General features: G+C 64.7%; 15 protein-coding genes, 1 tRNA gene and 1 pseudogene. 7 read left to right on the top strand and 10 right to left on the bottom strand.

Annotated features, from left to right (window positions below):
• Positions 1–156: 156 nt before the first annotated feature.
• The 5 genes from VF992_02110 to VF992_02090 form a co-directional block, all read right to left on the bottom strand.
• Complete coding sequence (locus tag VF992_02110; GenBank protein HEX9339952.1) at positions 157–1080, bottom strand: transcription elongation factor Spt5; 924 nt, start codon at positions 1078–1080, stop codon at positions 157–159.
• A 1-nt stretch (position 1081) separates the two neighbouring features.
• Positions 1082–1330, bottom strand: a complete 249-nt coding sequence (locus VF992_02105) for a protein translocase SEC61 complex subunit gamma (GenBank protein ID HEX9339951.1) — start codon at positions 1328–1330, stop codon at positions 1082–1084.
• Between the two features lie 5 nt (positions 1331–1335).
• Positions 1336–2445: a cell division protein FtsZ gene (ftsZ, locus tag VF992_02100; GenBank protein ID HEX9339950.1), complete on the bottom strand. Its 1110-nt coding sequence runs from the start codon at positions 2443–2445 to the stop codon at positions 1336–1338.
• A 133-nt stretch (positions 2446–2578) separates the two neighbouring features.
• Positions 2579–3673 carry a cell division protein FtsZ gene (ftsZ, locus tag VF992_02095; GenBank protein ID HEX9339949.1) on the bottom strand — a complete coding sequence of 365 codons (1095 nt, stop codon included), beginning with the start codon at positions 3671–3673 and terminating at the stop codon, positions 2579–2581.
• Between the two features lie 132 nt (positions 3674–3805).
• Positions 3806–5098, bottom strand: coding sequence for an HD domain-containing protein (locus tag VF992_02090; GenBank protein ID HEX9339948.1), 1293 nt, complete (start codon positions 5096–5098; stop codon positions 3806–3808).
• A 259-nt stretch (positions 5099–5357) separates the two neighbouring features.
• Here VF992_02090 and VF992_02085 point away from each other — a divergent pair.
• The 3 genes from VF992_02085 to VF992_02075 all read left to right on the top strand — a co-directional run bounded on the left by VF992_02085 (position 5358) and on the right by VF992_02075 (position 8088).
• A tRNA-Cys gene (locus VF992_02085) sits at positions 5358–5430 on the top strand.
• Positions 5431–5548: 118 nt separating this feature from the next.
• Positions 5549–6919 (top strand): cystathionine beta-synthase, encoded by a 1371-nt coding sequence (locus VF992_02080; protein ID HEX9339947.1) that lies wholly within the window; start codon positions 5549–5551, stop codon positions 6917–6919.
• 44 nt (positions 6920–6963) lie between these two features.
• Positions 6964–8088, top strand: a complete 1125-nt coding sequence (locus VF992_02075; GenBank protein HEX9339946.1) for a PLP-dependent aspartate aminotransferase family protein — start codon at positions 6964–6966, stop codon at positions 8086–8088.
• 6 nt (positions 8089–8094) lie between these two features.
• On the opposite strand, the gene VF992_02070 is transcribed toward VF992_02075, so the two are convergent.
• The gene (locus tag VF992_02070; protein HEX9339945.1) at positions 8095–8817 is read right to left on the bottom strand and encodes a hypothetical protein; all 723 of its coding nucleotides are present in this window, start codon (positions 8815–8817) and stop codon (positions 8095–8097) included.
• A 131-nt stretch (positions 8818–8948) separates the two neighbouring features.
• On the opposite strand from VF992_02070, the gene cysS reads away from it, so the two are divergent.
• The 4 genes and pseudogenes from cysS (at position 8949) to gyrA (ending at position 16426) form a co-directional block, all read left to right on the top strand.
• The gene (cysS, locus tag VF992_02065; GenBank protein HEX9339944.1) at positions 8949–10358 is read left to right on the top strand and encodes a cysteine--tRNA ligase; all 1410 of its coding nucleotides are present in this window, start codon (positions 8949–8951) and stop codon (positions 10356–10358) included.
• Between the two features lie 244 nt (positions 10359–10602).
• A complete protein-coding gene (gene gyrB, locus VF992_02060) occupies positions 10603–12501 on the top strand; it encodes a DNA topoisomerase (ATP-hydrolyzing) subunit B (GenBank protein HEX9339943.1) in 1899 nt (632 codons plus the stop codon).
• Between the two features lie 7 nt (positions 12502–12508).
• Positions 12509–12739: pseudogene (locus VF992_02055) on the top strand (DNA gyrase subunit A).
• Positions 12728–16426, top strand: a complete 3699-nt coding sequence (gene gyrA / locus VF992_02050) for a DNA gyrase subunit A (GenBank protein ID HEX9339942.1) — start codon at positions 12728–12730, stop codon at positions 16424–16426. Before VF992_02055 ends, gyrA begins: the two are co-directional and overlap by 12 nt.
• A gap of 7 nt (positions 16427–16433) precedes the next feature.
• Here gyrA and VF992_02045 read toward each other — a convergent pair whose 3' ends face one another.
• The 4 genes from VF992_02045 to VF992_02030 all read right to left on the bottom strand — a co-directional run bounded on the left by VF992_02045 (position 16434) and on the right by VF992_02030 (position 19739).
• The gene (locus VF992_02045; protein HEX9339941.1) at positions 16434–17486 is read right to left on the bottom strand and encodes a dipeptide epimerase; all 1053 of its coding nucleotides are present in this window, start codon (positions 17484–17486) and stop codon (positions 16434–16436) included.
• Positions 17487–17573: 87 nt separating this feature from the next.
• Positions 17574–17747 (bottom strand): hypothetical protein, encoded by a 174-nt coding sequence (locus VF992_02040; protein ID HEX9339940.1) that lies wholly within the window; start codon positions 17745–17747, stop codon positions 17574–17576.
• Entirely contained in the window at positions 17747–18478 is a 732-nt protein-coding gene (nth, locus tag VF992_02035) for an endonuclease III (GenBank protein ID HEX9339939.1), read from the bottom strand. The genes VF992_02040 and nth overlap by 1 nt, the downstream gene beginning before the upstream one ends.
• On the bottom strand, positions 18453–19739 hold the full coding sequence (locus VF992_02030; GenBank protein HEX9339938.1) for a folylpolyglutamate synthase/dihydrofolate synthase family protein: 1287 nt from the start codon (positions 19737–19739) through the stop codon (positions 18453–18455). The genes nth and VF992_02030 overlap by 26 nt, the downstream gene beginning before the upstream one ends.
• Positions 19740–19810: the final 71 nt, after the last annotated feature.

Genomic DNA, 19810 nt, shown 5'->3' with positions numbered 1-19810 from the left:
TACCTCGCCGGGATCACCGTGGCCGCCGCGGTCGCGTTCCTCGCCACAAGCAACCGGCTGCTCGAGCACGTCGTCGTGTACGCCGCACTCGTGTGGCAGGCATGGACCGCGTGGAGGATCTACCGCTCCGTTCCCCCCGTGGCTTGAGAGGACGAGTCACTTCTCTTGTTCCTTTTGCAACACGCGGACGCTGTCGCCCCGCACGGTCACGGGGATCCGGACCATCGCCTCGAACAGTTCGACCGTGATCTCCTCTTTCGTCTCGTCGATTTTCATCACCCGAGCCTTCTCGCCCTTGAACGGACCGGCGACGAGTTCGACGATGTCGCCCTCCATAATCCCGCTGACGATCGGCTTCGGCGTCAGGTACGCCTCGATCTCCGAGAATCCGATGCCCGTCGATTCGCCTTCGCCCTTTACGACGCCGCGCGCGCGACGGAGGCCGCGGACGATCTCCTCGAGGCGGTCCGGGTTCATCGACTCGACGTAGACGTATCCGCGGAAGTTCGCGGGCACGAGGATCGAAAAGACGCCAAGGTCTTTCGCCTTCGCCCGGGCGTAAATCGCGTCCGCGACGGCCCGTTCATGGCCGATCGACGACTTGACGGCGAGGATCGCTTGGCGGGCGCTGAAGCTCAGCGTCTTTGCATCGAAGACGCCGGGATCCCCTTTCGAGATCGCGTTCACGACGACGTTCAGGCGGTCCCCGTACCGCGCGCCTTTCGGGCACGTGACCGTCAGGGTGATCTCCCGCTGCCCGTCCGCGATGAGCAGGAACTCTTTCTCCGTGATCTTCGTGTACGTGACGTCCCACACCTTCTCCTCGACGCCGAACAGCTTCGCGGTCCACTCGGGTGGGTCGGGCAGCTCCGAATTGTAGACCAAGTCGACCTTGATCCGGATCGTGTCGTCCTCCGTGCCGTTATTCGTCACGAGGACGTCGTACTCCCGCGTCTGACCGGCGGTCAGCGAGACTTTCTCCTCCTTCAGCTCGAGCCTCACGCCGTAGTGGCCCGCGACGGGCTCTGCCTTTGGCTCGGACTTTGGCTCCCGCTTCGAGAGGTCGTCGAGAAGACCCATGTCAGCCCACGATCCCGAAGAGCCGGCGAATCGCGTCCGGCCCGTAGCGCATGACGAGGTAGATCACGAACCCGAGCGCGCCGATCGCGACGATCCCGAGGCCGGTAATCAAGACGACCTTCGAGTACTCGTCCGACGTCGGCTTGCGGGCCATCTTGAGGACGCGGCCGAACCGGCCCTTCCCGAGCCGCTTCACCCGCTCCTCGATCCGCCGCTGGACTTCCCAGCTCCGGTCCACGATGTCCGCCACGGTCCTCACCTCACGATGTCGACGCCCGCGTGGGGCGCCCTCGGGTGTTCCCCGGGTCCGAGGATCTGCTTCGACCTCACTCCGGTCAGGATGAGCATGACGCGGATCTTGTGCTCGAGGCTCGGGTCGATCGCCGCACCCCAGATGATGCGGGCGTTCGGCGCGATGCGGCCCTGCACGATCTCGGAAACCTTCTCGGCCTCGGAGACGCTCATGTCGTTCCCGCCCGTCACGTTCACGAGGGCGCCGGTCGCGTGGCTGATGTCGACGTCGATCAGGGGCGAGTTAATCGCCTCTTCGATCGCCGCCTCCGCGCGGTCGTCGCGGTCATTCTCCCCGAGTCCGATCATCGCTACGCCGCCCCCTTTCATGATCGTCTTGATATCGTTGAAGTCCAGGTTCACGAGTCCGGGCTTCGTGATCACTTCGGTGATCCCCTTGATCGCCCGCATCAGGACGTCGTCGGCGACCTTGAATGCCGCATTCAACGCGAGACGCGGGACGAGTTCAAGCAGTTTGTCATTCGGGATCACGACGACCGTGTCGGCGAAGCTCCGGAGTTTCTCCAGGCCGAACTCCGCGTTCTCCGCGCGAATCGCGCCCTCGGCTCGGAAGGGGAACGTGCAGATCGCGATCGTCAGCGCGCCGGCCTCCTTCGCAAGCTGCGCGACGACCGGGGCACCGCCCGTGCCCGTGCCGCCCCCGAGGCCACACGTGATGAAAATCATGTCGGCGCCCTGCACGACGGAACGGATTTCGTCGGCCGCTTCCCGCGCGGACTCTTCGCCGACTTGCGGCAAAGCGCCCGCGCCGAGTCCACGGGTCACGCGCCGGCCCAACAAGAGCTTGTGCGGCGAGCGGATCGTCAACAGGTGTTGCGCGTCCGTGTTCGCGGCGTACAGCTCCGCGCCCACGATTCCGGCTTCGACGAGTCGGTCGATCGTGTTGCAGCCGCCGCCCCCAATCCCGAGGATCTTGATGTTCGTGCGGAGGCTCGCGAGGATCCGTTCGAGCTCGGCGTCCTCGGCACCGACGCCGAGGAACTGTGTGGGGGACTCGGGCACCCGAGGTTCTCCACCCGACCGGGTGACGACCTCCTTGACGATCGAATCCATGATCCGGGCCTCCGGGAATAGCCTCGCGGCTGGAGGAGTAATTTCGCTTCTCGCGTAAGAGCGTGCCGGTTATAAGGGTTGCGAACGGCGTCTTGGGCCGCACACGGTCGTCAGGGCAATCGGAACCTCGCGGCTAGCGAATCACGTCGATGCCGACCCGGGCCCGCTCTTCCGCCGGATCGCGGCGCCCGACGATCTGCTTCGACTTCACGCCCGTGGCGACGAGCATCACGCGGAGGGTGTGCTCCAGAGACGGGTCCACGGTCGCGCCCCAGATAATCCGCGCAGTCGGAGAGACCTTCGATTGGACGACCTCCGCGACGCGCTCCGCCTCGGAAATCGTCATGTCGTTGCCCCCGGTCACGTTGATCAGGACGCCGTGAGCCGTCGAGACGTCGACCTCGAGGAGGGGCGAGTTGATCGCTTCCTCGATCGCCTCGACCGCACGGTTGTCGCCGACCGCCTGACTCTCGCCCAGGCCGATCATCGCGACGCCGCCGCCCTTCATGATCGTCTTCACGTCGTTGAAGTCCAGGTTCACGAGGCCGGGCTTCGTGATGATCTCCGTGAGACCTTTGATCGAGCGCATCAGGACCTCGTCCGCGAACTTGAACGCGAGGTTCAAGCTCTGTCGCGGCACGAGATCGAGGAGCTTGTCGTTCGGGATCGTGATGACCGTGTCCGCGGCGTCCCGCAGTCGCTCTAATCCCCACTCGGCGCTCTCCATCCGCAACTTGCCTTCGCCTCGGAACGGAAGTGTGACGACCGCGATCGTGAGGGCGCCCATCTCCTTCGCGAGCCGAGCGACGTAGCCGCAACTGCCGGTCCCCGTGCCGCCGCCGAGGCCGCACGTCACGAACACGATGTCCGAGCCCTGGACGATTCCCCGGAGCTCCTCCTCGGCCTCGCGGGCGGCCTCTTCGCCGATCTGCGGCAGAGCGCCGGCCCCGAGCCCCTTGGTGATCCGCCGACCGAGGAGGACCTTCTTCGGGGAGGCGATGTGCAAGAGATGTTGCGCGTCCGTGTTGCAGGCGAACAGCTCCGCGCCGACAATGCCTTCGTTGTACACTCGAGAGATGGTGTTGCAGCCGCCACCGCCGAGTCCAATGATCTTGATGTTCGTCCGCATCTTGCTGAGCATCTCTTCGAGCTCGGCGTCGACGCGACTGTCTTCGAACGCGGGTGCGCTCCCTTCCCGGGCGAGCACGTCCTCTAGCATCGAGTTCATTCCGTCACCTGCAGCGCCTGCGAGTTCATCCCATCCCGCAAGATGGGCTCGTATCCGGGGAGACGCTATTTAAATGTTGTCCGACGAGCGTCTGCCGGATTGACAAACGCGATTGAATCCGCCGTTCGAGCATCACGCGAAGAGCGACGATGCGGCCGCCTTGCGGACGGCGGACGTCGTGGCGGCGGGCGCTGCGACCATCACGACCCAGTCGACGACTTGCCGGACCTGGAGCGCGCGACCGAGGGGACTCACCTTGGAAAACGCCTTGGCCGAGTCCCCGTCCAAGATTGGGACTTCCGTCTTCGCGATACGCGGCTCGCTCAGTAGCAGCTCCGGCAACGGGACGTCGATGATCACGTGACCCGGCTTGATTCCCGCGCGCCTCGCGATCCGATCCTCGACGCGGCGGCGCTCCGACGCATCCTTGAAGGACGACAGCGCGTCCCGCGCGGACTCCGTCAGCTCGTCCCGGTCGTACGAGACGACGCGCTTGTACAACTTCCGGTACTTCAGTCGAAGCGCGATCTCCCGCTGGAGCGGCCCCTGGTGCGTCAGCCAACCCAAGAGTTCGTGGTCGACCATCTTCTGGATCTCCCCGATCGGCGCGTCGGAGCGCTCGACCGCCCGCGCGAGCATCTGCTCCGCGATCCGGACCGTCTTGTGGAAGTACACCGAGGAGTACATGAGGCCGCGAGCGACGAGCATCCCCTCGAGCGCCGGCAGTCCCTTCCGGTCCAGGGCGATCTCGCCGTCGTGGCGACGGAGCGTCTGCAGAAGCCGGGAGAAGTCGATCATCCCGTGGGCGGCGCCGGTGTAGTGGGCATCCCTCATGAGGTAGTCGATCTGGTCCGCGTCCATCGGGCTGTGGATGATCTGCGCGAGGTACCGGGTGGGCTCGCGGCGGCTGCCGGGCACCAGCCGGGCATATCCTCGCTCCGCCGGGCCGCGGATCAAGGCGGCCACCGCGTCCGGATCGACGCCGTGCTTCGTGAGGACCTGATGGATCCGGAGGACATCGGGGAAGGCCTTCCGATCCTCGGGAGCGACGTTGTCGTCCTGGCCGGTGATGATCCGCTGCGTCAGGTGCATATGGTCCACGGCGAGCTCGCGGCTGAGGACATGCTCGAGCGTGTGCGAGAACGGGCCATGGCCGACGTCGTGCAACAGGCCGGCGGCTTGGACGAGCTTGCGCTCGTCGTCCGAGAGCTCGAGAGCCTTCGCCATCTCCCCCGCGACATGGCCAACACCGAGGCAGTGCTCGACGCGGGAGTGGTTCGCCCCGGGGAAGACGAGGTACGTGAGCCCGAGCTGGCGAATCGAGTTGAGACGCTGGAGCTCGAGCGTCTCGAGCAAATCGAGCGTCAGCGGTTCGAGCCGAATCGTGCCGTGCACGGTGTCGGTGATCGTCTTCAGTTCTGCCACTAGCGGTGCGACACCCGGGAGTGGATAAATAGCTTCGTCCCGACTGTATGATGAAACCCCCGTCGGTGCGCTCCGAACGCCTAGGCGCGACCGTTCCCGACGGCGAGGAGATCCCGCGCGCTGCACGGCATCGGTGTCGAAGAGAGGCCCGCCGGACTGAAGACCGTTAACGGTTGCCCGCTTCGATTGTGACCTCGGCCGTCCGCCTCGGGAGGACCGGCAAAGTTTCAATTACGTCACCCCGGATGTGCGGTCCTGCGCCGGGGTGACAGAGCGGCTAATGTGACCGACTGCAGATCGGTTTCCTGGGGGTTCGACTCCCTCCCCCGGCATGTCACGCGCGACCGGCCGCGCGCGGCCTGACCTCGACGGCCCCGATGGGAGGAATCCCGCCCATCCCGCGCGCACGTTCTTATAACGTCCCTCCTTTGGTGCCGGGGGACGCCCACCGTGCGGTACTTCAACACCATCCTCGAGACAATCGGCAACACCCCGCTCGTCAAGCTCCCCCGGATCATGGCCGACGTGCCGTGCCTCGCCCTCGCCAAACTCGAGATGATGAACCCGGGCGGGAGCGTGAAGGACCGGATCGGCGAGGCGATGATCGAGGACGCGGAGAAGAAAGGGCTCCTCAGGCCGGGGGGCACGATCATCGAGCCCACGAGCGGGAACACGGGCCTCGGGCTCGCCATGGTCGCGGCGATCCGGGGCTACCGCGCCGTCTTCACGATGCCGGACAAGATGAGCCGCGAGAAGATCGACCTCCTCAAGTCGCTCGGCGCCCGCGTCGTCGTCACGCCGACCGCGGTGCCGCCGGACCACCCGGAGTCCTACTACCGGGTCGCGGAGCGGATCCACCGCGAGACGCCGAACTCGATCCTGCCAAACCAGTACGCGAACCAGGCGAACCCGCGAGCGCATTATGCGACGACAGGACCCGAAATCTGGCGGGACACGGACGGCAAGGTAACGCACTTCGTGTGCGGCATGGGCACGGGTGGGACGATCAGCGGCGCCGGGAAATACCTCAAGGAGAAGGACCCCCGCGTCCGCGTGATCGGCGTCGACCCGCTCGGTTCGATCCTCAAGGATTATTTCTATAAGAAGGATATAATTAAACCTCATACATATAAAATCGAGGGTATCGGCGAGGACTTCGTCCCCGAGTCCACTTGGTTCGACGTCATCGATGACATCGTGAAGGTCGGCGACAAGGAGGCGTACCTCATGACCCGTCGGCTCGCACGGGAGGAAGGGATCCTCGCGGGCAGCTCGAGCGGTGCCGCCGTCGTCGCGGCACGGCGCATCGCGGAGACGCTCGGGAAAGGAGACGTCCTCGTCGTCCTGTTGCCGGACACCGGAGAGCGGTACCTGTCGAAGGCCCACAACGAGGAGTGGCTCAAGGAGCAGGGGTACCTCGAGGAACCCGTCGCGCCGCTCATGACGATTCTCCGCGCGAAGGAGCGGACGATCCCGGGCGTGATCACGATCGACGTCGCCGCGAAGGTCCGCGAGGCGGCGGACATGATGCGGCAGTACAACGTGTCGCAGCTCCCCGTGGTCGACACAGGGATCATGGTGGGGAGCCTGCGCGAGGAGGTCCTCATGAAGGCGCTCCTCGAGAATCCGAAGTTGTACGACGACTACGTTGCAAAAGTGATGGAGAAACCGTTCCCGATCGTCGGGCCAGGGGCCGACCTGGAGCAGGTGTACAAGCTCCTGATGCGCGGGAGCCCCGCGGTCGTCATCGGAAAGGAAAATCGGTTCGAGGGAATCATCACCCGCATCGACGTGATCGAGTACCTGGCCGGCCGCGCGTAGCAAGGTCTTTACCCTCGGGGTGCGACTCCGCCCACGGCGATCGAATGCGTTTTGCCACGAAAGCAATCCATGCGGGCCAAGAGCCGGATCCGCGGACCGGCGCGGTCACACCGCCAATCTATGCGACGTCGACGTACTCGCGCAAGGGCCAGGACGCGTACGCGTATGGGCGGAGCGCCAACCCGACGCGAGACGCCCTGCAGCAGAGCCTCGCCGCGCTGGAGAACGGGAAGCATGCCCTGGCGTTCTCGAGCGGCATGGGTGCGATTACCAACGTCCTCACGCTCCTGAAGAAGGGCGATCACGTCCTCGTCACCGACGACTGCTATGGCGGGGTGTATCGTATCTTCACGCGGATCATGAGTCAATACGGGATCGAGTCGACCTTCCTCGACCTTCGAGACCTCGTCGACGTGGAGGACGCGTTCCGACCGGAGACTCGGATCCTCTGGATAGAGTCTCCAACGAACCCGCTCATGAAAGTCGTCGACCTGAAGGAGCTTGCCTTCATCGCGAAAGCACACGAGGCCCTGAGCGTGTGCGACAGCACGTTCGCCTCGCCGGCGCTCCAGAATCCGCTCGCCCTGGGCGTCGACCTGGTCGTGCACAGCACGACGAAGTACCTCGGCGGTCACGCGGATCTCCTCGGAGGCGCCCTCGTGATGAACCGGGACGACATCCACGAGAAACTCAAATTCTCACAGAACGCGCTCGGCGCCGTCCCCAGCGCCTTCGACTGTTGGCTCACATTGCGTGGGATCAAGACGCTGCCGGTTCGTATGGAGCGCCACTGCGACAACGCAGAGACCCTCTCCAAATTCCTGAAGGACCACAAAGCGGTCGCGAAGGTCCACTATCCGGGCCTCCCCGACGACCCGGGCCACGGGATCGCGAAGAAGCAGATGCGGCGGTTCGGCGGGATGCTCAGCTTCGAGCTGCGCGACCCGACCCGCCTCGTCGAACGCCTGAAGCGGCTCGAGGTCATCCTCCTCGCGGAGAGCCTCGGCGGGGTCGAGTCCCTGATCGAGCATCCCGCCTCGATGACCCACACGAGCGTGCCCAAGGAGCAGCGGGAGAAGCAAGGCATCACGGACGGACTCGTCCGGTTCTCCGTCGGCCTCGAGGACGTGCAGGACCTGACCGAGGACCTCGGACGGGCACTCGGCTAACGGAGGTCAGCGGACCCGCTGCGGCGTCCACGACCGGATTCGGGGCCAGACCGTCGTCGCGTCGACCGTCAAGCCGATCGCGACGAGGCCGTACCCCGCGAGAGCCGCCGCCGGGAGAATGCCGCGGCCGACGCCCCAGGACCGGACGAACGCCGTGGCCCCGGGATTCTGCAAGATCACCGCCGTCGTCGCGGCCGCGACCGCGAAGAGGACGAGCGCTCCCGCGTCGATCAGGTAGCGGGATCGAGGATCGAGGTAGTTCGCGACGCGCCCGAACAGGATCGCATGGAGGGCGAGGACGGGGACGAAGGTCCATGCGAGGTACGGGAACGCGGTGACGTACACCGCGATGAGCCACGCGTCAGTCGACGCGATCGCGTGATACTGCAGCGGGAGCGCGACGACCGCGGCGAGGACCAATCCTAACGTCAGCAGGAAGGCCCGCCATGCGACGGTCGCGTCGCCTTCCTTCGGGTCGCGGGAGCGGAGGTGTCGCAGCCCGATCCAGAGGTCCGGCCACGCCGACACATGCAACACCACCGCGACCCAGGCGAGGATTAGGTCGACGTACGTCGGGCCGAAGGAGGGCACGACGACGATCCAGCGGCCGACCACGAACGAGATCCAGAATAGCACCGCGCCGGTGCCGAGCAGCAGGGACGCCCGCTGCAACTCTCGGGGCCATCCGGCCGTGCGCGAGGCACGCGGGTGGGGGAACGAGCCCGCCATGTCCGGACCGAGGATGCCGCCGCGCGGACGATAATGGTTCCGCGCCGAATCGTCTCGGGTTGACAAACGGCGGCGTGCCGGCGGCGAAGTCGCGAACCTTAATACGCGGCTTCCCAGATGCGCACCGCGCCATGTCGATCCGAGTGTATAACAGCCTCACGCGAAAGAAGGAGCCTTTCGCCCCGCTCCATGGCAACCGCGTCTCGATGTTCGTCTGCGGCTTGACGCCACAGGACGAGACCCACATGGGCCACGCGAAGACGTACGTCGCGTTCGATGTCGTCGCGCGCTACCTGCGCCACAAGGGGTTCCATGTGTTCTACTTGCAGAACGTCACGGACATCGAGGACCGGATCATCGAGAAGATGAAGTCGACCGGCCGGACGTGGACCGACATCGTCGGGCAGTATTTCGCGGAGTACCTCGGCGTCATGGCGCGACTGCAGTGCACGTCCGTCGACGTGTACGCGTTCGCGACGGACTACATCGACGAGATCGTCGAGCAAATCGAGGGGCTGATCGCGAAAGGGCACGCGTACCGCGCGGAGGACGGGAGCGTGTACTTCGATACGACGACGTTCTCGGGCTGGGGCAAGCTGAGCGGGCAGAAGGTCGAGGAACTCCGCCCGGGGGCGCGTGTCGCGATTGAGGAGCGGAAGCGCCATCCGGCGGACTTCGTCCTTTGGAGAGCGCAGAAGCCCGGGGAACCGGCGTGGGACAGCCCGTGGGGCAAAGGCCGACCCGGATGGCACATCGAGGACACCGCGATCACGATCCGCCACTTCGGGCCGCAGTACGACCTCCATGGCGGCGCGACGGAGCTCCTGTTCCCGCACCACGAGGCGGAGATCGCCCAGGCGGAGTCGTACACGGGCGTCACCCCGTTCGTGAGGTATTGGCTGCACACCGGGATGGTCATGGTGAGCGGCGTGGAGATGCACAAGTCTCTCGGCAACTTCTGGCCGGTCACGGCAGCACTCCGGCAATACGAGCCCGACGTGATCCGCTTCTTCCTCGTGAACATCCAGTATCGAGGCCCGATCGACTTCACCCCGGAGTTGCTCGACGAGGCGAAACGCTCGTACGAGCGGCTCCGCGAGACGGTCCGCACCGTGGACGCGGAGCGCCGACGGGCGCCGGAGTCGAGCAAGGCCGATCGCGAGCTCCGCGCCGCGACGAAGAAGGCCCTCGCGGACTTCGATGCGGCGATGTCGGACGACTTCAATACCCGCGAGGCGATTGCGGCCGTGTTCGAGTACGCGCGCGCCGTGAACAAGGCGGCCGAGACGGGGGCCGGACGAGCGGCGCTCGACGAGACCGCGGCGGCCTTCCGGACCTTCGGCGACATCCTCGGGCTGTTTCCGACGCCCACGGCCGGCGCCGATCTCGTGGAGGGGCTGATGGACCTGATCGTGGCGCTCCGAGAGGATGCTCGGAAACGCAAGGACTTTGCCGCGGCAGACCGGATCCGCGAGGCCCTGGGAGCCCTGGGCCTCGTCCTGGAAGACACGCGCGACGGTGTGCGTTGGAAGAGAAAATAGGGCCCGTCCGGGAGGCCGGTTCTTGCGGCGCCATCCGACGTTCTCAGGGACGAGAACGAGGGTCCAAAAAGACCGTGCTATCCTATATAAATCGACAATCCCAAAAATGACCCGTCGAAGAGGCCCGTTTTCTCCATAGAAACTGGCCTCCGAATGTTTATAAGACCCCGCCGCATACTGAGAGCATCCCCCGGGATGGGCTCCGAGAGGGCATCCGAACGAGCTCTGACAGGTTGCGAAATAGATGGTAGAAGAGGCCGCCTACGACGCCGGGCAAATCCAGGTCCTGGAAGGCCTGCAGGCGATCCGGAAGCGGCCCGCGATGTACATCGGCTCGATCGACAGCCGAGGCCTCCACCACCTCGTCCACGAGGTCGTCGACAACTCGATCGACGAGGCGATGGCGGGCTTCTGCAAGAACATCCAAGTCATCCTCAACGCCGACGGATCCGTGACCGTCGCGGACGACGGACGCGGAATCCCGGTGGACATCCATCCGAAATGGGGGGTGCCCGGCGTCGAGCTCGTCCTGTCGCGGATGCACAGCGGCGGTAAGTTCGAACGAAAGATGTACCGTGTGTCAGGCGGCTTGCACGGCGTCGGCTTGTCCGTCGTGAACGGCCTGAGCGAGTGGCTCGAGGTCCGCGTGCGGCGCGAGGGAAAGGAGAGCCGGATGCGGTTCGAGCGCGGGCAGAAGGCGTCGGGCCTCGAGGTCGTTGGGCCCGCAAAGGGCACGGGCACGACCATCACGTTCCGCCCCGATCCGCTGGTGTTCGAGACGATCGAGTTCGACTACGGGACGCTCGCGACGCGGCTGCGGGAGCTCGCGTTCCTGAACGCAGGCCTGCACATCGTCATCGCCGACGAGGTCCATGGCCGCGGGGACGAATTCCAGTACAACGGCGGAATCGCGGAGTATGTGAAGTGGATCAACCGCGCGAAGGCGCCCCTCCACCCCGACCCCATCACGTTCGCGAAGCAGTCGGACGGGACCCTGGTCGAGGTCGCGATGCAATACCACGACGGCTACAACGAATCGATCTTCACGTTCGTCAACAACATCGACACGATTGAGGGCGGCACGCACTTGATTGGATTCAAGGCAGGCCTCGCACGGGCGTGCATCAAGTACGCGAAGGACAACAAGTACCTCAAACAAGGAGAGAGCTTGGAGGGCGATGACGTCCGAGAAGGCCTCACCGCAATCCTGAGCCTCAAGCTCCCGGAGCCGCAATTCGAAGGCCAGACGAAGATGAAACTCGGGAACTCCGACGTGAAGGGGATCGTTGAGTCGATCGTCTACGAGAAGCTGACGGACTTCTTCAACGAGACGCCGAAGGTCGCGGAGATCTGCATCGGCAAAGCAGTCCTCGCGGCGCAGGCGCGGGAAGCGGCTCGGAAGGCACGGGAGCTGACGCGCCGCAAGGGGTTGCTCGAGGGATTCAACCTTCCAGGGAAACTCGCGGACTGCCAAGAACGGGACCCGGCGAAGTCAGAACTGTTCATCGTCGAGGGCCCGAGCGCGGGAGGGAGCGCGAAGCAAGCCCGAAGGCGGGAGTTCCAAGCCATTCTCCCGCTACGCGGCAAGATCCTGAATGTAGAAAAGGCCCGGCTGGACCAGATGCTCAAGAACGAGGAAATCCGTGTGCTCATCACGGCCATCGGAGCAAGCGTCGGAGACGAATTCAATGTCTCCAAGGTCCGGTATCACAAGTGCATCGGGCTCACGGACGCCGACGTCGACGGCCAGCACATCACGACGCTGCTCTTGACGTTGTTCTTCCGATACATGCGACCGCTCATCGATGCGGGGTTTGTCTACCTGGCCCAGCCTCCGCTCTACAAGATCAAGAAGGGCAAGGAGACCTACTACGCCTACTCGGAACGCCAGCGAGAGGAACTCGGGAGACAGCTCGGGGACAAAGGCGTCGTCTACCAGCGCTACAAAGGGCTCGGCGAGATGAACGCGGAGGAGCTCTGGGAGACGACGATGGACCCCGAACGGCGGGTTCTCAAGCAAGTCACGATCGAGGACGCCGCGACGGCCGACGCTCTGTTCTCCATTCTCATGGGTGAGGCCGTGGAACCTCGGCGCCTGTTCATCCAGGAGCACGCGAAAGAAGTCGTGAACTTGGATATCTAGGTGGACCATGCCGGAGGAAAACCAAGCGCAGCCCGTGCGGCGGATCGTCCCCCAGCCGATCGAGGACGAACTTCAACGCTCCTACATCGATTACGCGATGTCAGTCATCGTCGGACGCGCCCTGCCTGATGCGCGGGATGGATTGAAGCCCGTCCAGCGGCGAATCCTCCACTCGATGAACGAGGCCGGGATGAGTTCAGGGTCCCAGTACAAGAAAGCCGCGCGCGTGGTCGGCGAGTGCTTTGTCCATGGCACCCTCGTCGTGACGGAACGGGGCCTTCTTCCAATCCAAGATATTCGCCGCGGCGACGTCGTCTACACTGAAACCGGACAAGGAGCAGTCACAGAGCTATACACGATGCCGCCGCGCCCTCTCGTTCGAATTACCCTCGACAACGAACTACACAATACGGCGACGGAATCCCAAGAATTCCGGATCGTAAACCCCGACCTCTCCTTTGCCTGGCGGAAGGCAAAGGACCTCCGACCGGGCGAATGGGTAGTGCTTCGTTCCGAATTTCCCACCTTCCTGACTGAGCTAGTGAGACTGCCCGAGTGGGACGGGAAACAGATGCGCCTCGACCGCGATTTCGCCTACCTCCTCGGGGTCCTGATGTCCGACGGCTTTGCCTCCCACGAAGGCAAGCGAGTCCGCGTTGGATTCGTCTCGTCCGACAAAAAGGTTGTGGCGAGAGTCCAAACGGTCCTCGCGCGGGTGTTCGGATATCGCCCATCCGTGGAAACGAAGAAACCGGCGAACTCGGGCTACCGGACATTGTATGTACTGCGTGTGAGCCGGGATGCCGTGAACGCTTATTTGGTCGGGACATTTCGGCTTCACGGACTCAAGGCCTCGACCAAGACGATCCCAGGTGAGATCCTCCGTTCCCCGCGTGCTGTCGCCTTCGGATTCTTGAGCGGACTCGTTGACGGGGACGGTTCCATCGCTGGACGCCGTCGCGTCGTCCATTATGGATCTGTCTCGAGCGAGCTCATTGATCGACTTCAAGTTCTCCTGCACCACCTTGGTTTCCACGCAAAGAGATATTATACGCGTCCCAGCGGGCGAAGGGCGAGCTGGGTCAACGGACGAAAGGTCCGCGCTCGCCAGGGCTTCCATTACCTGGAAATCACCGGAGATGAGGCTGGAGCGTTCGTCGAAGAGCTAGACTTGGCGAAGGAGAGTCGACGCATACGAGCGGCGAAGTTACCGCGTCCTGTTCGTCGCCTGCCACAATCCTCAGACATCCTTCCCTATGGATCCGACGTGCTCTTCGGCGAGCTTAGCCGTGCGCACCTGGGATCTGGGTGGTATCTCGACATTTCTGGGAGAAAATTCCGACAGGGGATCGCCTGGCCAGGCGGGACCAAGATCCGGTACTCGTCGACCCTAGATCTGATGCCGCTGCACCTCCGTCAGGTCACCGAATGGGGGGTGCGTTCGAAACTCTTGAACATCGGCTCACCTCTCGCCGACAAGCTTTTTTTCATTGATGTCGCACAACTTCGGTTCGCAAGAGTTCGGTCCGTGCGACGAGCGCCATCCGAGCCTACTTACGACCTCTCGATCAGCGGAGACCACAACTTCGTGGCAAACGGGATGGTCGTCCACAATTGCCTTGGTAAGTTCCACCCCCACGGCGACCTCGCCGTCTACGACGCGCTCGCCCGGATGGTCCAAGACTTCTCCCTTCACTACCCCCTGATCGACGGCCAAGGAAACTGGGGCAGCACAGAGGACGAGCCCGCCGCGATGCGGTACACGGAGTGCCGTCTCGCGAAGACCGCCGAGGCGATGCTCGAGGACATCGAGAAGGACACCGTCGAGTGGATGGACAACTTTGACGGGACGCTGAAGGAACCGCTCGTCCTGCCGTCGAAGTTCCCGAACCTGCTCGTCAACGGCTCGAGCGGGATTGCGGTCGGGATGGCGACGAACATGCCGCCTCACAACCTGAATGAGGTCGTCGACGCCTTGATCGTCCTGATCGGAAACCCGCAGGCCGACCTCGTGGACCTGTACAATCCCGAGACGGGTCCCATCCGCGGACCCGATTTCCCGACGGGTGGGATCCTCTACGGGGTCGGCGGGGTCACGGACGCATACACCAGCGGCCGCGGGCTCATCTCGATCCGGGCGAAGGCGCACTTCGAGGAAGCGGGCCGCGACAAGGCCCGAATCGTGATTACCGAGATCCCCTACATGGTGGATAAGTCCGCGCTGGTCGAGTCAATCGCCCTGCTCGTCAAGTCGAGAAAGATCGAGGGCGTCACGGACCTGCGGGACGAGAGCGACCGGGATGGGATGCGGATCGTCCTCGAGCTCAAGCGGGACGCGCTCGAGGATGTCGTCCTGAACCAGCTCTACCACCACACCCAGATGGAGTCCACGTTCGGCGTGATCAACCTCGCCCTCGTCGACGGGAAGCCAAAGTACCTCTCCCTGCGGGAGGAACTCCAGGTCTACCTCGACCATCGCATGCTCATGGTCCGTCGGAGGACGGAGTGCGACCTCCGGAAGGCGCGCGAGCGACTACATATCGTCGAGGGGCTGATCACCGCCGTCGACCACCTCGACGAGGTGATCCGACTCATCCGTCACAGCCGCACTGTCGAGGAGGCCCGAGGCGGCCTCATGAGCCGCTACCTCCTGAGCGAGGCTCAAGCGAATGCAATCCTCGCGATGACCTTGCGGCAGCTCACGGGCCTCGAAATCGAGAAGCTGCGGCAGGAGCAGCGGGACCTGAACGCCAAGATCGAGGACCTCGAGGCCATCCTCGCGAGCCGGCAGCGAATCTTGGAGATCATCAAGGCCGAGTTGCTCGAGATGAAGGAGAAGTTCGGCGACGAACGCCGCACGACCGTCGAGGTCCAAGCCGCGGAGATGGAAGTCGAGGACCTGATTCCCGAGGAGGACAACGTCATCGTCATCACGAACAGTCACTATGTCAAGCGGCTTCCGCCGTCCGAATACCGGTTGCAGGGCCGCGCCGGGAAGGGGACGATCGGAATCCAGACCAAAGACGAGGACTTCGTCGTCGACGCGTTTGTCGCGAGCACCCATGACTCCCTGCTGTGCTTCACGACCGCGGGAAAGGTGTTCTGGCTGAAGGCATTCCGAATCCCGAAGGGTTCGAGGTACAGCCGCGGCAAGCCGATCGTGAACATGCTTGAACGGCTCCATCCGGGGGAATCGATCAGCGCGATGATCCCTGTGCGAGACTTTTCGGCGGACGAGTTCCTCGTGTTCGCGACGCGGCAAGGCATCGTGAAGAGGACGGTCCTCTCCAGCTATGGGCGTCCGCTCGTCAGCGGGATCAAGGCAATCCGATTGCGCGAGGGAGACGAGGTCGTCGACGTCCTGAAAGTAAAGGCCCCGGACGAGTTGGTGGTCGTCAAGAGCGGTGGGAGAGCCGTCCGGTTCCCCGTGATGCACGTCCGGGACGTCAGTAGGAATTCCATCGGCGTGAGGGGCGTCAAGCTAAAGGAAGGCGACCGCGTGGTCGCGATGGTCGTCGCGAGGGACGAGGGCCACCTGCTGACGGTGAGCGCGAACGGGTATGCGAAGCGAACCGGGATGAGGTACGATCCGGAGACCAGTAAGGGGTTCCGCACGCGCTCGCGCGCCGGGCTCGGGGTGATCGCGATGAGGGTCACCGGAAAGACCGGGCCGATCGTCGACGCGCTGACGATCTCTTCGGGGGACGAACTTCTCGCGTCCACGAAGAAGGGCATGGCCATCCGCTGCGAGACGGACAGGGTGAGCGAGCAGGGGCGGAATGCGAGCGGGGTACTTCTCATCCGATTGGAGGAGGGCGATGAAGTTGTCGCGGTCGCGCACCTCGCGAAGGAGAGCGCGGCGGAAGCGACGTCCATGAGCCTTCACGCTGTGCCTCCGGGCCGAGATGACACCCCGCATCCTTAGGGCTGCGTCACGAGAGCGTCATGCCCAACCCAGGCCGGACGGGCGCGACGAGATCCCCGTTCTCGAACCGCAGTCCGGACGACGGATCCCCCGCGAGGTTGAAGTGGGAGTCGAGGTCGATCATCCGGACGTTCTTGTTCGCGAGGGCGAACGCCAACCCTGCGGCGATGGACAGCTGCGGCTCCCCCATGCATCCGACCATCGTGGGGTATCCCGCGGACTCGCAGATCGTGTTCACCTCCCCCGTCGGCACGATTCCGCCGTGCTTCATCAGCTTCAGGTTCACCGCACGCGCTGCGTTCGCCCACCGGAGTTTCTTCGCGTCTTCCGCCGTGAGCACCATCTCGTCCGCCATGATTGGGATCGGCGAGGACTCCGTCACTGCGCGCATCCCTTCCCAGTCGCCTACGGGGACCGGCTGCTCCAAGACCACGACCCCCTCCCCCCGGACGTGCCGCGCGAACGCGAGGGCGTCGTTCCAGGAGTACCCTTGGTTGGCGTCGACCCGGAATTCGACTTCCGGCCCGACCGCTTTGCGCATCGCCTTCACTCGTTTCACGTCGTCCTTCCAGTCCCGACCCACCTTGATCTTCAGCGCCTGGAATCCGGCGCCGACCCAGCGTTCCGCGCGCGCGACCGCCGATGCCGTGTCCATGATGCCGATCGTCATGTCGGTCCGCATCCGGTCCCGCTTCGCGCCAAGGTATACGTGGAGCGGCTTCCGGGCTTCCTGGGCCGCGAGATCGTGGAGGGCGATGTCCAGCGCCGCCTTCGCGCTCGGCATCCCCGCGATAGCGCGGTCCGCCCAATCGCGAATCTGGGCAGGGCGGTCGAACTCGAGGCCCATCAGGGAGCGGGCGAACGTCTGCATCGCGTTCAAGGCGGAGTGGATGTTCTCCCGCGTCACGTCCGTCGGCGCGGCACAGCCTTGGCCGACCCGGTTGCCCGAGTGGACGGAGAGGAACACGAGCTCGGAGATCGCGGACGAACCGCGCGCGATTGTGAACGTCTCCTTACGCTGGAGCGTCATCGGGAGGAATTCGATGAGGTCGATTCGCACGCGGCCCCGAACGGACGAGGCGAATATCAAGGTGCTCGCACGATTCGCGTCCCTGAATACGAAGCCCCGTCGAGCGGCAGAGGACGCTCAGAGCGCCAGGATCATGCCGGCCGCTGCTTTCATGGCCCGGCGGGCATCGTCGAGGCGGATGTGCTCGTTCGGCGCATGGGCCAAGCTGCCTTCGTATCCCACGCCCGGGGGATGCGGCGCGGGGGTGCCTTCCCTCGCTCTGCCGCGTCGATCATGGATCGGGAAGCGCATCAGGCGCGATGAACTTGCGGATGCCGACGCGCTCGCTTGACCGCCTTCGCCCATTTCGTCCGCGGATAATGGCGGCAGAATCTCGTGAATGAACACTCGGGACACCGCGGGCCGATTGGCCGGCAGATGTCCTTGCCGAATCGGATGAAGAGCTCGTTGATGTGGAGCCAATATTCTTTCGGCACGGTCCGCATGAGCCGTCGCTCCGTCTGCTCCGGAGCTCGCGTGCGCACGAGCCCGAGTCGGTTGCTGACCCGGTGAACGTGCGTGTCCGTCGGGATGCGGGGCTCGCCGAAACCGTAGACGAGGACGCAGTTCGCCGTCTTCGGGCCGACCTGCGGGAGCTCGATCAGCTCTTCGTACGTCCGCGGCACACGGCCGCCGTGCCGTTCGAGGAGGACGCCGCTGACGTTCCGAATCTGGAGCGCCTTCTGACGGTAGAACCCGACCGGTTTGATGAGGCGTTCCAAGTCCGCGACATCGGCGGCGGCGATCGCTTCGGGCGTCTTGTACTTCGCGAACAGCTGCCGCGACGCGCGCTCGGTCATCTCGTCCCTCGTCCGCTGTGAGAGGATCGTCGAGATCAACACGAGGAACGGATCCTCGGTTTCGGTGACGATCTTCGCGAGGGCCGTTTCGCCGTCGTGAAGGCTCCCTCCGGGCAGGTACCGGCGGGAGAGATCCCGGATGATGAAGTCGATCCGGTCACGGGCGGACGCCGAGGTGGTCAAGGGCCTCTCCCGCCGTGTAGATGGATCCGGTGATCAAGACGATGCCCTCCGGCCCTGCTCCCGCAATCGCGGCATCGATGGCCCCTCGGACGGCGGGAACCTCGACCGCCTCCGCAAACGGCCGGAAGGCGGCCGCCACCTCCGCCGGGTCGAACGCGCGATGGGTCTTCGGTCGGCAGGCGTAGACCCGCTCGGCGATGGGGCCGAGGGCGGCGGCCATCGCTCTCAGATCCTTGTCATTCAAGATGCCGGCGACGAGGATCGCCTTGCGGTCCGGGAAGATTTCCCGCACGGCGGCCGCGAGGGCGACCGCGGCAGGCCCGTTGTGGGCTCCGTCCACGAGGACGGTCGGACGCTCGCGGACCACCTCGAGCCGCGCGGCCCAGCGCACCCCGGCGAAGCCCGTGCGGATCGCCTCATCCGGAATCTGAAAACCGACGGTCCGGAGTTCCGCGAGGGCCGCGATGCCGACCGCGACGTTCTCCGCCTGGAACGGCCCGAGGAGGGGGGTGTGGACCTCTGTCGAGCCGGACGCCGCTCGGACCGCGACCGTTTGTCCCCGCAGGCCCACCGCACGCCGCTCGAACCGCACGTCGCGGCCCACCACGCACAGGGGCGCGTGCACCTCTCGACACCGTGCCTCGATGACGGAGAGCGCCGGCTGGTCCACCGTAACCGCGCGCGAGGACGCCTTGATGATCCCCGCCTTCTCCCGGGCGATCCGCTCGACGCTCTTCCCCAGATGGTCCGTGTGCTCGAGGTCGACCCGCGTTACGACGGAGACGAGCCCGTCGACCACGTTCGTCGCATCCATGCGACCGCCCATGCCGACCTCGATGACCGCGATGTCGACCCGCTGTTCCCGGAAGTACTGGAACGCCATCGCGGTCGTGACCTCGAAGAACGTCGGATGGTCGATCCGCCGCGCCGCCGTCATCGCTTGAATCGCGGGTTGCATCCCGGACCAGAGCCGGAGAACGTCGTCGTCGGAAATCGGCTCGCCGTCGATCCGGATCCGCTCGTTGAAGCGAATCAAGTGGGGCGATGTGTACAGTCCGACTCGGTACCCGGCGGCCCGGAGGGCGGAGGCGGCGTACGCGCAGACCGAGCCTTTGCCGTTCGTACCGGTCACGTGGAGGGCCCTCAGGTCCCGATGGGGATCGCCGAGAAGGGAGAGCAACCGGCGGATGTTGTCCAAGCCCAGTTTGATGCCGAACCGCTCCAAGCGGTACAGATGTTCCAGCGTCGTTTGGTAGTCCATCGGAGGCGGACGGGCTAACGGACGTTGCGGGTTAAACCTTGGCGCGCGGGCCGAGCTTCGTCGCGATTTGC

The sequence above is a fragment of the Thermoplasmata archaeon genome (assembly GCA_036395115.1).
In the GTDB taxonomy this organism is placed as follows: Archaea; Thermoplasmatota; Thermoplasmata; order RBG-16-68-12; family RBG-16-68-12; genus RBG-16-68-12.
Note: the sequence above shows the minus strand (reverse complement) of the source record. Positions and strands in the feature narration are given on the sequence as shown.

What these genes read in the sequence shown, in the direction of transcription:
- VF992_02110 (HEX9339952.1), bottom strand. Translation starts at nt 1,080, where the DNA reads ATGGGTCTTCTCGACGACCTCTCGAAGCGGGAGCCAAAGTCCGAGCCA.
- ftsZ (HEX9339950.1), bottom strand. Translation starts at nt 2,445, where the DNA reads ATGGATTCGATCGTCAAGGAGGTCGTCACCCGGTCGGGTGGAGAACCT.
- ftsZ (HEX9339949.1), bottom strand. Translation starts at nt 3,673, where the DNA reads ATGAACTCGATGCTAGAGGACGTGCTCGCCCGGGAAGGGAGCGCACCC.
- VF992_02075 (HEX9339946.1), top strand. Translation starts at nt 6,964, where the DNA reads ATGCGTTTTGCCACGAAAGCAATCCATGCGGGCCAAGAGCCGGATCCG.
- VF992_02070 (HEX9339945.1), bottom strand. Translation starts at nt 8,817, where the DNA reads ATGGCGGGCTCGTTCCCCCACCCGCGTGCCTCGCGCACGGCCGGATGG.
- cysS (HEX9339944.1), top strand. Translation starts at nt 8,949, where the DNA reads ATGTCGATCCGAGTGTATAACAGCCTCACGCGAAAGAAGGAGCCTTTC.
- gyrB (HEX9339943.1), top strand. Translation starts at nt 10,603, where the DNA reads ATGGTAGAAGAGGCCGCCTACGACGCCGGGCAAATCCAGGTCCTGGAA.
- VF992_02040 (HEX9339940.1), bottom strand. Translation starts at nt 17,747, where the DNA reads ATGCGCTTCCCGATCCATGATCGACGCGGCAGAGCGAGGGAAGGCACC.
- VF992_02030 (HEX9339938.1), bottom strand. Translation starts at nt 19,739, where the DNA reads ATGGACTACCAAACGACGCTGGAACATCTGTACCGCTTGGAGCGGTTC.